Below are 12519 nucleotides of genomic sequence, written 5' to 3'. Positions count from 1 at the left end.
GCTTTTATTTTTCACAAATAATATATAAAAGAGGTGTATTTAAATGAATCAATGTATTTTTTCAGGAAGCTACCCCGCAGAAGATGTTGTATTTCTTCTTAAAGACATATCACATCTTATAGTAGAACAAGATAATGAATTTAGAGAAAATGCTATACAAAGTGGAATTCATTATTCCGAGATGTTACCAATAGAATATACTCCCTCAAAAGAATACATGGATATTTTCTATAGCACTCTACAAGAAACAAAAATCAAACTAGCTTCTCTCGTTTCTATATTAAGCGATAAAATTATAGAAGCACGGGGTAAAAATATTGTTTTAGTTTCCCTTGCTAGAGCTGGTACTCCTATTGGCATATTAATTAAAAGGTATATTAAGTTTAAATATGATATAACTATCCCTCATTATAGTATTTCCATAATACGTGATAAAGGCATAGATAAAAATGCACTTGCCCATATATTAAAAAATCACCCCTGTGCAGAGATACAATTCATTGATGGGTGGACAGGTAAAGGTGTTATTCAACATACCTTAACAAAGGCTTGCAAGGAAATTCATGAAGAGTTTAATATAAGCCTTAATTCAAACCTAGCAGTATTATCTGATCCTGCTCACTGCACCCTTATTTACGGTACACGGGAGGATTTTTTAATTCCAAGTGCTTGTCTTAATTCTACAGTTTCAGGGCTTGTAAGTAGAACTGTACTTAATGATAATTATATTTCCAGTGATGATTTCCACGGCACAAAGTTTTATAGTGAATTAAAGTCCTCGGATGTTTCTAATTTTTATATTGATGAAATATGTAACTGTTTTAATGACATAGATAAAAATTATATATCTGAGCTTTTAGAGTCACCAATTACTACCGAAGTTGCTGCAGATATTGAGTTTGATGGTAATTTTTTAAACTGCAAAGGACTTCGCGATATTGAAAGTATTAAAAATAAGTTTAAGATTGATAATATTAATCTTATAAAACCAGGAATCGGAGAAACCACAAGAGTACTTTTAAGGAGAATACCTTGGAAAATCCTAGTGGACTCATTTGATAACCCTAATTTATTACATATATTTAAGTTAGCAGAGGAAAAGCATATCCCGGTAGAAATATATAGTGATATGTGCTACTCCTCTTGTGGTATTATTAAAGCTAAAGAAAAAGAAGATGTATAAAAAGTAATCAAAGGATGTGACTATATGATATTTGCCTCGGACCTTGATAGCACTCTTATATATTCTTCAAGGCACTGCACCCTAATTAACGAAGAAAAACTTGTTCCTGTAGATTTTTATAATAATTGCAACAGTAGTTTCATTACTAAATCCATGCAGGATAAACTAGAGCATTTAAATGAAAGTATGCTTTTTATACCTGTCACCACACGCTCCACAGAGCAATACACGCGAATGAAATACTTTTATGATGTAATAAGGCCTAAATATGCAGTGGTAGCTAATGGGGGTATAATACTTAAGAACGGCAAGGAGCTTAAGTCTTGGTCTGAAATAAGTTCTGCTAAAATCAAGGTCGCTACATCTATTTCGACTATGATAAAATTATGCAGTTTCTTTTTAGAAAGCGACTTTGTAAAATCATATAAAACTTGTGAAGATCTTTTTATATACTCCATTATGGATGAAGAAAAGTTAGCTAATACCTTTTTAAAGGGAGAAATAGCAATAGACTATTTCGAAGTATTAAGGCGCTTTTGCTCAAAACATAACTATAGCCTATCAAAACAAGGAAAAAAGGTTTATATAGTACCTAATTGTATAAATAAATATGATCCTATAAAATATATAATGCAGCTAGAAAACATAAATACATTTATAGCTGCTGGTGATTCTCTCCTAGACTACCCCATGATTAAAAGTTCAAATTATGGAATAATTCCCTTACATGGCGAATTACTAAATGCTCTTCCTGTGAAAAAACTTGAAGATACTGTATTTATTTCAAAGACATCTGGTATCTTTGCTGGTGAAGAAATTTTAGATATAGTACATGAAAAACTTCATGAAAATAAAAATATTTCACAAGATAAAGTCACTTCTTATACCGGTTAATGTTACTACATATTATTTAATATGAAAATAAAAATCCACATTATTGATTTCACTCAATAATGTGGATTTTTATGATTATTGTTTATATGCCTACGCTGCTATCTTTTCCTCTGATTCTGCTTCCATTTGTTGTTCTTTTTTTGAAAAAGGCTTCATAATCAATTTTACAATTTCATTAATTACTATTATAAGTGAAGATAAAATAATTATCTTTAGCCACATAGTAGCACTTAAAGATACTGCATTAAAGAATTTTGAAAACACTTCAGTTACAAATATTTGTACTACTGCTGTAGCTGAAATTATCTTTAAGAAAATAGTGTTTTTTGTAATGTTGGGAAATATGCTATCTGTTCCAAATTCTCTACAGTTAAATGCATTAAATAATGCACTAAAAGCAAATAATGCAAATAATACTGTCTGCATTTCGTTTGGTCCTGTAACCCCTTCTTTTGGGAATCCAGCACCTAATATGTCAAATCTCATTTGAATCATGATAACAATAGTTATATAAATAGCATTTGAAATCATACTCTTTAACATTTGCTTAGTTATAATACTAGCCTTTCTATTTGTAGGCTTTCTGTTTAAAACAGCATCTCTTACTGGTTCTAGTCCAAGTGACAGTGCTGGTGGTCCATCCATTATAATATTTACCCACAAGAGTTGTATTGTAGTGAAGGGCATTTGAAAGTCAAATATTACGGATAAAATTGCTGTTAAAAACGCAATAATATTTACAGTTATCTGGAATTGTATAAATCTTTGGAAGTTTTCATAAATACCTCTTCCCCATTTAATTCCTTTTACAATAGTTCCAAAACTATCATCTGTTAAGATTATATCTGCTGCATTTTTACTTACTTCCGTTCCAGCTATACCCATAGCTATACCTACATCTGCTTTTGTAAGGGCTGGAGCATCATTTATTCCATCTCCTGTTACAGCAACTACTTCTCCATTACTTTGAAGTGCTATAACTATTCTCATTTTTGTATCAGGTTTTGAACGTGCTACTATTGAAATAGTAGTTATTTCTTTTCTAAGTTCATCATCAGATAATGTATCTATATAAGTAGCCTCCACAGCCCTATTATTACCCTCAAGTAATCCTAATTCTTCACCTATAGCAATAGCGGTATTAATATTATCTCCTGTAAGCATTTTTGTAGCAACCCCTGCTTTTCTAGCAGTTTCAATGGCTTCTTTAACATCAAGTCTTAGAGGATCTCTTATTCCAACGAATCCTGTAAACACTAAATCATCTTCTAAAGTACCTTGCTCGGATGCCATAGCTACTTCTCCACTTATATTTCCATATGCAAAACCAAGTACACGCATAGATTTCCTCTGAAGAATTTCAATTTCATCTAATATTTCTTTTCTTCTAGAAGCATCCAACTCTTTTTCAACGCAATTAATATGTTCATATTTGCATAACTCTAGAATTATTTCTGGGGCTCCCTTTGTTAATACTGTGGAACCTTCCTCCTCTTCTATAACTGTACTCATCCTCTTATTTTTTGAACTAAATGGAATTTGATGAGCTATGTTTGCATTTTGTCTTTCTTGTACATAATCACAAGCATCATTGTATAAAAGAAGAGCACATTCTGTTGCACTACCTAAATATTTAACCTCTGAATCATCCTTTTCAATATCTGCTGTTGAATTTACAAGACAGTTATCTATAAAGTAGTTATTGCTTTCGGTGAGCTCACCTCTTTCTCTGTATTTACCATTTAAATAAACTTTTTCTACAGTCATTCTGTTTTGAGTAAGTGTGCCTGTTTTATCTGAGCATATTACACTTACAGATCCTATTGTTTCACAGGCTTCTTTTTTAGTAACAAGTGCATTTATCTTAGCCATTTTCTGCATAGTAATTGCAAGTGTCATATTTATCATTGTTGGAAGTCCTTCTGGAACTGCTGCAACAATTAAGGCAACACATACAACAAAAGCAGTTTTTATAGGTTCAACAGATTGTAAAAATGCAAATATTCCTGAAGTGTCTGGTGATATAGTCTTCGCTACCACCATTTTTACAATCATAACTATAAATAATATGGCAGCTATAGCACTTGATACTTTTGATATCTTACCACCTAAATCTCCAAGTTTCGCTTGAAGCGGTGTTTGCAGGTCACTATCCTCAAGATTTTTAGCTATTTCACCCATTTGAGAGCTATCTCCTGTGGAAGTAACTACAAAGCTAGCTCTACCATAAGCTACTAGTGTTCCACCGAAAACCATATTCAGTTGTTTTGCTGGAATAGGGTCTTGTACAATATTTTTATCTTTAGATTTTATATTTTCCATCTCTATTACAACTTGGCCATCTTTGCTTACGTCTTCTGATTCTCCTGTAAGCATATCCTCTCTAACCATTAAATCTATACTACTAACGAGTCTTCCATCTGCTGGTACCATGTCCCCGGTCTCAATTAGAACTATATCTCCAGGTACTAAATCATTTTTATTCACTTGCACAATTTTCTCATTACGTAATACTTTTACATCTATGTTTTCTGTCATTTTTGAAAGTGCATCTGCAGCTTTTTGTGATTTTCCTTCTGTAAAAATCCCTATGCCAATTCCTATTGCTACAGCACATACTATACCAATAGCATCTTGAAATTCTCCTACTAATGCACTAATTAGGGCTGCGGCTAAAAGTATTATCATCATAGGCTCAGTTATTGCTTCCTTAACACTATCCCATATAGATCCTCTTTCTTGCTTCGTAAATTCATTTGAACCATATTTTTCTAGTCTTTCTTTAACCTCAGAACTCGACAATCCAACACTGCTATCAACCTTAAGCTCATCTAAAACTTCTGAGCTCTGCTTATTAAAATATTTCATATTATCCACCTTTCAGTAATTTTTATATTTTCTTTTACATTAAAATGTAGAAAATGATGGACATGTCATTTTCTACACATATATTTATTGGTATTTTTTTGACATTTCATTTAAGCCAGCAGAAGCATCGCCTTCACCTACGGCTATAAATTTCCATTCTCCGTTGTTACGATAAATTTCAGCAACATATAAACCAGTTTTACCAGAATATTCTTCTGTCAAGTTAAAACGAAGCATTTCTTTGTTGTCTGTTACATTTACTAAACGTATAAAAGCATTTTCTATCATGCCAAAATGTTGTTTACGCTGAGTTGCAGCATAGATATTAACAACAAAAACTAGCTTGGAAATATTTTGAGGTACCATTGATAGGTCAACCATAACTTGCTCATCGTCCCCATCACCACTTCCAGTAAGATTATCTCCCATATGCTGAACACTACCACACTTACTTTTCAAATTTCCAAAATAAATTATGTTTTCTTTTGATTTTAGCTTATCATTTTCATCTAACATAAACACAGAAGCATCACAATCTACTTGTGATTGAGTACCTCCGAATAAGCCTCCGAGCAATCCCTTAGATTTTTGTTTTACTGGATCCCATCCAAGTCCCACCATTGTCTTTTTTAGACCAGGATTATCTTTTGTTAGACTTATCCTTTGACCTTTTTGTAAATTTATACCCATTTTGCCCAACTCCTCTAATATCTATTATACTTACCTATACTAATTAGTTTAAATATTGTATCCCTCTACGCATCAAGACCATAATTTTTACAAAGGGCTGATAATCCGCCTTGAAAACCACTTCCTGTTGCACTAAATTTCCATTCTCCATTATTACGGTATATTTCACAAAATACCAATGCAGTCTCTACTGAAAAATCCTCTGATAAGTCATACCTTAAAACCTCTTCATTAGTTTCTTCATTCACTACTCTAACAAAGGCATTTGAAATCTGACCAAAATTTTGCGCACGAGCTATTGCATCGTGTATAGTTACTGTAATTGCAATTTTTTCAATATCCTTAGGTATTTTAGAAAATTCCACGATTAATTGTTCATCGTCTCCTTCTCCTTCTCCAGTTCTATTATCCCCGGTATGTATAACAGCTCCCGACGCATGCTGTAAATTATTATAAAATATAAAGTCTAGGTCATCATTAGTTTTTCCATTTGCACCTACTAAAAAAGCTGAGGCATCTAAATCGAAATCGCCTCCACCTGAATATTTATTTGTATCCCAACCTAGTCCTATGATTGCTTTCTTTAAACTTGGGTTAGTCTTGGTTAAATCAATTTTTTGACCTTTACTTAGGTTAATAGTCATGATTATTCCCCCCTATTTATTAATCGTCACCTTCGGTGGTGTTAGTCTACGCTAATTCCAAAGTTAGCACAAAGCGCAGATAATCCACCCTCAAATCCACTTCCTACTGCACTAAACTTCCATTCTCCATTATTACGGTATAGTTCTGCTACTACTACTGCAGTTTCAACACTATAATCTTCACTCAAATCATATCTTATTAATTCTTCATTACTAGTTTCATCGCAAATTCTTATAAATGCATTAGAAACTTGTCCGAAATTTTGCGCTCTTTGAGCAGCCTCATGAATAGTTACTGTAAAGTTAATTTTTTCTACAGACGCTGGTACTTTAGCCAATTCTATTCTGATTTGTTCATCATCGCCCTCACCCTCACCAGTCTTGTTATCTCCCATATGTGTTACAGATTCTGCTGAGTCCTTTGGGTTATTATAAAAAATAAAATCATTATCAGATGATACTTTTCCACTTGCTCCAACTAAGAATGCCGCTGCATCTAAATCAAAAGCAGCTCCTCCATCATATTTATTAGTATCCCATCCGAGTCCAACCATAACACTAACAAGACCTGGATTGGTTTTAGTTAAATCAACTTTTTGACCTTTTTTCAAACTAATTGCCATAATAAATTCCTCCTCGCACGCCACTAAAGTGGCTATAATATATTATATAGTACTTAAATAATTGATTTTATTCCATGAAAATAGAATCTTTTTCTAAATTATTTCCAAAAATTCAGACATTAATCATTTTTTTGAGCATTTATCAAAAAAGCCTTATTTTAGTCTAAATTACATAATATAATTTAACTCCAATAAAGCAACACTCATTACTATCATTATAGCACCATTCCACACTAAACACTAGATTATATAGCTAAATATCCTTTACTTTTTTGTATATTTTTAGTTAACAATTATAATTTTCACTTATTAATTCTACAAAAAAAAGAATACTAAACCGTAAATATACAATCTATTTGCAAACAACATCTTTACTATAGTATATTTTTAGCATTGATTTAAACAATAATTACTATATAATATATATTATACGGTACAACAATAATATAGGACGGAAGTGTTAGCGTGAAATTTTCAAATATTAAAAAAAACCTTTTAAAAGATGATCATAAACCTAAATTTATGGCATTAGATTTTATAAAATATATCGGACCTGGACTCCTTGTAACTGTAGGATTTATAGATCCTGGTAACTGGGCAGCAAATGTTTCTGCAGGCGCCAGTTACGGGTATACTCTACTCTGGATGGTAACTCTTTCAACCATTATGTTGATTGTTCTTCAGCATAATGCGGCCCATCTTGGAATTGTTACAGGTAATTGTATAGCAGAAGCATCTACTGCTACATTAAAACCAAAACTAAACCAAGTAGTTCTTGGCTCTGCAGTCGTGGCTGCAGTATCTACTGCCCTTGCGGAACTTCTTGGTGGTGCTATTGCTTTAAACATGTTATTTGGTATCCCTATAAAACTAGGAACAGTATTAGTTTTAGCATTGATTTTATGGATGCTATTTACAAATTCCTACAAGAAGCTAGAAAAATGGATTATTGGCTTTGTTTCTATTATAGGAATATCTTTTATATTTGAACTTAGCCTTGTGCACATTGAATGGGGAAAAGCAATGATAAGCTGGGTCAAACCCTCTTTTCCTAAGGGATCTATTCCAATAATAATGAGCGTGCTAGGTGCAGTTGTAATGCCTCATAATTTATTTCTGCATTCAGAAATAATTCAAAGTCGCCAGTGGAACTTAAAAGATGAAACTGTAATAAAAAAACAATTGAAATATGAATTTATGGACACTTTTTTCTCAATGATAGTAGGTTGGGCTATAAATAGTGCTATGATACTTATTGCAGCCGCTACTTTCTTTACACAAAATATTCACGTTACAGAACTTAGTCAAGCTCAGCAAATGCTGACGCCAATGCTGGGAAGTATAGCATCCGTGGTGTTTGCACTAGCTCTACTCTTTGCCGGCATTTCCTCCTCAGTTACTGCAGGCATGGCTGGTGGTAGTATTTTTGCAGGGATATTTGGAGACCCTTATGATATTCATGATATTCATACTAAAATAGGAGTAGCAATTACTTTAGCTTTCGCTGCAGTAGTTATATTTTTTATATCGGAACCATTTAAAGGCCTTATCTATTCACAGATGCTCTTAAGTATACAACTTCCTATAACTATATTCCTCCAGATATATTTAACTTCCTCTAAAAAAGTTATGGGCAAGTATGTAAATACCAGATTCGATAAAGTAACTCTTTGGATTATTGGACTTATAGTAACTGCACTCAACATAATGCTATTATTAAGCTATATATTATAAATTTGCATAATATAAACAAAGGAATTGGGCGCAATATGTTGCCCAATTCCTTTTTGATTATAGATGTATTTTTTTTAAAGGTATTAAATCACCTTCATCCTAATATACATAGGTAAAGTAATATAATGAAGTTTTAAGCCTCTTCTATAATAGACAAGCTTATTAATTAGTTATTTATTGAAGAAACCTTAGATAATGGAGGTATTTAAAATGCAAAAAAAAGAGATGATCGCTATGATTCTGGCGGGTGGACAAGGCAGTAGACTTAAGATGCTTACTAAAAACACAGCAAAACCTGCAATACCTTTTGGGGGTAAGTATAGGATTATTGATTTTACTCTAAGTAATTGTTCAAATTCAGGAATAGATACGGTTGGGGTACTAACACAATATCAACCCCTTGCACTAAATTCTCATATAGGTATAGGTGTCCCTTGGGATTTAGATAGAAATAACGGCGGAGTCACACTTCTCCCTCCTTATATGGATGAATCGGGAGGAGACTGGTATAAAGGTACCGCTAACGCAATCTATCAAAATACTAATTTTATAGACTCCTATGACCCAGAGTATGTACTTATTCTCTCTGGCGACCACGTTTATAAAATGGATTATTCAAAAATGCTCAATTTCCACAAAGAGAAATCCGCCGATGCTACTATAGCCGTTATTGAAGTTCCACTAGATGAAGCCTCTAGATTCGGAATAATGAATACTACTTCTGATAATAAAATATATGAATTTGAAGAAAAGCCTCAAGACCCCAAAAACAATATGGCTTCTATGGGTGTATATATTTTCAATTGGAAATTTCTTAAAAGCTTTTTAAAAGAGGATGAAAACAATAAACACTCTAGCAACGATTTCGGGAAAAATATAATACCTTCTATGCTTAAAAACCAAAAGAAACTTTATGCATATCCTTTTAAAGGCTATTGGAAAGATGTAGGTACTATTAAAAGCCTTTGGGAAGCAAATATGGATTTAATAGATGACAATAATGAATTAAATATTCATGATGAAACTTGGAAGATATATTCCATAAATCCTATAAACCCTGCTCAATATGTAGGCCCTAATGCAAAAGTTACAAGCTCACTAGTGGTAGAAGGATGCATTGTTCTTGGAGAAGTTTATAATTCAGTACTATTTCAAGGAGTTACAGTTGGAAAAAACTCTAAAATATCAAATTCTGTTATTATGCCTAACACCAAAATAGGGGACAACGTTATTATTGATAAAGCTATAATCGGTAATAATGTTACTATAAGAGGTCATTCTCTTATAGGAATTGCAGGTGATATAACTCTCATTGCAGAAGGCTCTGAAATTAAATCTAATTCAGTTATAAGATGAGGTGGTTAAATGCTTAAAAATTATATGGGTATATTAAACCTAAATGAAAATGAAACAAATATAATAAGTCTTACTAAAAACAGACCACTAGCTTCTATTCCCATAGCTGCTAGGTATAGAATTATAGATTTTGCATTATCTAACATGGTTAATTCAGGTCTTAAAAACATCGGAATTTTTACCCAAAGTAAATCTCGCTCCTTAGTAGATCATTTAGGTTCTGGAAAACCATGGGATTTAGATAGAAGACTCAACGGGCTATTTGTTTTTAATTTTGGCATTGGTAATATGTCTATAAACGATGCAGAAATGTTGTGGAATAACATGGAGTATATATATAGAAGTAAAGAAAAAAATGTTATTATTTCTCCTTCTTATATGATAGGAAACATAGATTATATAGCTGCCGTTAAGTATCATGAAGAGAGACAGCAAGATATAACTGTCATATATAAAAATATTAAAACTAGTACTAAAAACTTTTTAAATTGCGACGTATTAAATATAGATGATAACAATAATGTACTAAGTGTAGGAAAAAATATAGGCGCTTATGACAGTTTAAATATTTCCATGGAAATGTTCATTATGAAAAAGGACCTTTTAATATCACTCATTAGTAAATGTATACAAACTGGTTTTTACTGTACTATTAAGGATGCTATATATAAAAATATTAAAGATTTAAGGGTTACAGCTTATGAATTTAAAGGCTACCTTCAATGTATTAATTCAATAAGTGCTTACTATAAAGCTAATATGGACCTTTTAAACTTAAAAACAACTAAAGAATTATTTTTTAATAATGGTCCTATTTATACAAAAATCAAAGATGAACCACCTACTAAATATGCCCCTGAAAGCAAGGTAAAAAATTCAATAGTTGCTGATGGCTGTATTATCGATGGGCTTATTGAAAATAGTATTATATCAAGGGGAGTTGTGGTTCATAGGGGAGCTGAAATTAGAAATAGTATTATCCTTCAAAATTGCCAAATTAAAGAACATTCTAAACTCTTTAATGTTATAATGGATAAAAATGTAATTATCGACAGCGGTAAGCACCTTAATGGTGATGAAGAATTTCCACTTGTAATTGAAAAAAGGGCTTTATTTTAAGATCATTTTACAAACAAAACGGATACTGTTTTATCCCAACAGTATCCGTTTTGTTTCTCATTTATTTGATTATTTGTCAAAAGTATTGTTATGAAATTCTACATTTTCAAAAATAACAGTTTCCTTATTACTAACTAAACTCTTAACTTTATTATCTTTTATTATGGAATTTTTAACAAGAACATTTGATTTTTCATCTACATTGAATAAATATGGAGTATATTCATCGGTTGACTTATTATTATAAATGTTACATTTATCAAAAATAACATCCTTAGTATTACTTACATTTATAAGATTATATTCCATCGTATCATAAAAGTTCGAGTCTTTAAACACAATATTCTTTGAATCAATTAAATTCATTAAATCATATGAACATTCCTTAATTGTAGAATTTACAAAGTTAAAATTTTCAACTTTATTAAGATTTATACCTTCTGTTCCGCATCCAAATAAAACCGAATTTTTTATGTCGATATTTTTACAATTATCAAAAAAGAATACTCCACCGGTACAAGATCCTTTATCTGGATAATGTCCTGCAATTATATTTGAAATATTTATATTGTCCGAATTTTTGAAGGTAAGTACATTTGCATATCTTGGATTAACTAACAATTTTACCTCAGCATCCTTTAATCCTTCAATAGTTAAATTGCTTATATCTGATATTACCAGCTGTTGTCCATCAAACACTTTTTCAAATTTTAAGTACTTATTGTTCAAATCCTTTACAGCTAATAAGTCATATTCACCAGTTTTTAATTTTATAGTCTTATTGGGTCCTATATTTTCCAATAAGTCTTTTGCGTTACTAACTTCAATCACTTCGGGTTCCACAATTTTTTTTACTACTGTGGAAAAAGAATATGCATCATCATAACTGCCATACTTATTTTTATATTTCCCCTGCATTCCATCTCTTTTTACTCTAATTGCAAATCTGTAATAGTCTGGTTTTAAGTTTAAATTAGATATATTAAGTACTTCATACTTATTAGCCTGTGTAGGTTTAGTCCATCCGTCTATCATACCTTTATTACTAACTAATTCCCATGACTTCATGGTGTTTTCTCCTATATAAAATGCCTGATACTGAACTTTTCCTGTATAATTATTACAAGACACATATATGGAATTTTCTTCTTTTTCAATGAATGGAAAATGTTCAAGTGATACTATATCTATTTTAGGAACAACATCTATTTCTTTAGCTTGTACAACTTTGGTCTTTAAACTTACTATTGATAGAAACATTACGAAGCTCATCAGAATGCTTATTAACTTTTTTGATAAATTCTTCATTTAAATCCTCCCCTATTCTAGTATTTATTTTTTTAAACTACCCAATGACTATACTACCACTATTTATAACATATGTAAATATAATGCTTATATTGCAGCA

At 31.6% G+C, this 12519-nt stretch carries 10 protein-coding genes; 5 read left to right on the top strand and 5 right to left on the bottom strand.

The genetic code is table 11. The features are described from left to right. Window positions 1–43: 43 nt before the first annotated feature. Entirely contained in the window at window positions 44–1183 is a 1140-nt protein-coding gene (locus tag ACREV6_RS00155; RefSeq protein WP_431576023.1) for a cysteine protease StiP family protein, read from the top strand. Window positions 1184–1207: 24 nt separating this feature from the next. Further along, window positions 1208–2077 carry an HAD hydrolase family protein gene (locus ACREV6_RS00150; RefSeq protein ID WP_431576022.1) on the top strand — a complete coding sequence of 290 codons (870 nt, stop codon included), beginning with the start codon at window positions 1208–1210 and terminating at the stop codon, window positions 2075–2077. A 90-nt stretch (window positions 2078–2167) separates the two neighbouring features. Here ACREV6_RS00150 and ACREV6_RS00145 read toward each other — a convergent pair whose 3' ends face one another. The 4 genes from ACREV6_RS00145 to ACREV6_RS00130 all read right to left on the bottom strand — a co-directional run bounded on the left by ACREV6_RS00145 (window position 2168) and on the right by ACREV6_RS00130 (window position 6902). Beyond that, complete coding sequence (locus ACREV6_RS00145) at window positions 2168–4945, bottom strand: calcium-translocating P-type ATPase, PMCA-type (protein WP_431576021.1); 2778 nt, start codon at window positions 4943–4945, stop codon at window positions 2168–2170. A gap of 84 nt (window positions 4946–5029) precedes the next feature. Next, window positions 5030–5635 (bottom strand): TerD family protein, encoded by a 606-nt coding sequence (locus ACREV6_RS00140; RefSeq protein ID WP_431576020.1) that lies wholly within the window; start codon window positions 5633–5635, stop codon window positions 5030–5032. A 65-nt stretch (window positions 5636–5700) separates the two neighbouring features. Further along, window positions 5701–6279 (bottom strand): TerD family protein, encoded by a 579-nt coding sequence (locus tag ACREV6_RS00135; protein WP_431576019.1) that lies wholly within the window; start codon window positions 6277–6279, stop codon window positions 5701–5703. A gap of 41 nt (window positions 6280–6320) precedes the next feature. Further along, on the bottom strand, window positions 6321–6902 hold the full coding sequence (locus tag ACREV6_RS00130; RefSeq protein ID WP_431576018.1) for a TerD family protein: 582 nt from the start codon (window positions 6900–6902) through the stop codon (window positions 6321–6323). Window positions 6903–7424: 522 nt separating this feature from the next. Here ACREV6_RS00130 and ACREV6_RS00125 point away from each other — a divergent pair. The 3 genes from ACREV6_RS00125 to glgD all read left to right on the top strand — a co-directional run bounded on the left by ACREV6_RS00125 (window position 7425) and on the right by glgD (window position 11111). Beyond that, window positions 7425–8636 (top strand): Nramp family divalent metal transporter, encoded by a 1212-nt coding sequence (locus tag ACREV6_RS00125; RefSeq protein WP_431576039.1) that lies wholly within the window; start codon window positions 7425–7427, stop codon window positions 8634–8636. A gap of 210 nt (window positions 8637–8846) precedes the next feature. Next, window positions 8847–9992, top strand: coding sequence for a glucose-1-phosphate adenylyltransferase (locus ACREV6_RS00120; RefSeq protein ID WP_431576017.1), 1146 nt, complete (start codon window positions 8847–8849; stop codon window positions 9990–9992). Between the two features lie 9 nt (window positions 9993–10001). Then, window positions 10002–11111, top strand: a complete 1110-nt coding sequence (glgD, locus tag ACREV6_RS00115; protein ID WP_431576016.1) for a glucose-1-phosphate adenylyltransferase subunit GlgD — start codon at window positions 10002–10004, stop codon at window positions 11109–11111. 69 nt (window positions 11112–11180) lie between these two features. Here the strand turns inward: glgD and ACREV6_RS00110 are convergent, their stop codons facing one another. Further along, on the bottom strand, window positions 11181–12419 hold the full coding sequence (locus ACREV6_RS00110) for a right-handed parallel beta-helix repeat-containing protein (RefSeq protein ID WP_431576015.1): 1239 nt from the start codon (window positions 12417–12419) through the stop codon (window positions 11181–11183). Window positions 12420–12519 lie beyond the last annotated feature (100 nt).

The sequence above is a fragment of the Clostridium sp. genome (assembly GCF_050717515.1).
In the GTDB taxonomy this organism is placed as follows: domain Bacteria; phylum Bacillota; class Clostridia; order Clostridiales; family Clostridiaceae; genus Clostridium_AD.
This window is presented reverse-complemented; position numbering and strand designations above follow the sequence as displayed.

Excerpts from the sequence above, each read along its gene's own strand:
- ACREV6_RS00155 (WP_431576023.1), top strand. The coding sequence starts at position 44 with ATGAATCAATGTATTTTTTCAGGAAGCTACCCCGCAGAAGATGTTGTA.
- ACREV6_RS00150 (WP_431576022.1), top strand. The coding sequence starts at position 1,208 with ATGATATTTGCCTCGGACCTTGATAGCACTCTTATATATTCTTCAAGG.
- ACREV6_RS00145 (WP_431576021.1), bottom strand. The coding sequence starts at position 4,945 with ATGAAATATTTTAATAAGCAGAGCTCAGAAGTTTTAGATGAGCTTAAG.
- ACREV6_RS00140 (WP_431576020.1), bottom strand. The coding sequence starts at position 5,635 with ATGGGTATAAATTTACAAAAAGGTCAAAGGATAAGTCTAACAAAAGAT.
- ACREV6_RS00135 (WP_431576019.1), bottom strand. The coding sequence starts at position 6,279 with ATGACTATTAACCTAAGTAAAGGTCAAAAAATTGATTTAACCAAGACT.
- ACREV6_RS00130 (WP_431576018.1), bottom strand. The coding sequence starts at position 6,902 with ATGGCAATTAGTTTGAAAAAAGGTCAAAAAGTTGATTTAACTAAAACC.
- ACREV6_RS00125 (WP_431576039.1), top strand. The coding sequence starts at position 7,425 with ATGGCATTAGATTTTATAAAATATATCGGACCTGGACTCCTTGTAACT.
- ACREV6_RS00120 (WP_431576017.1), top strand. The coding sequence starts at position 8,847 with ATGCAAAAAAAAGAGATGATCGCTATGATTCTGGCGGGTGGACAAGGC.
- glgD (WP_431576016.1), top strand. The coding sequence starts at position 10,002 with ATGCTTAAAAATTATATGGGTATATTAAACCTAAATGAAAATGAAACA.
- ACREV6_RS00110 (WP_431576015.1), bottom strand. The coding sequence starts at position 12,419 with ATGAAGAATTTATCAAAAAAGTTAATAAGCATTCTGATGAGCTTCGTA.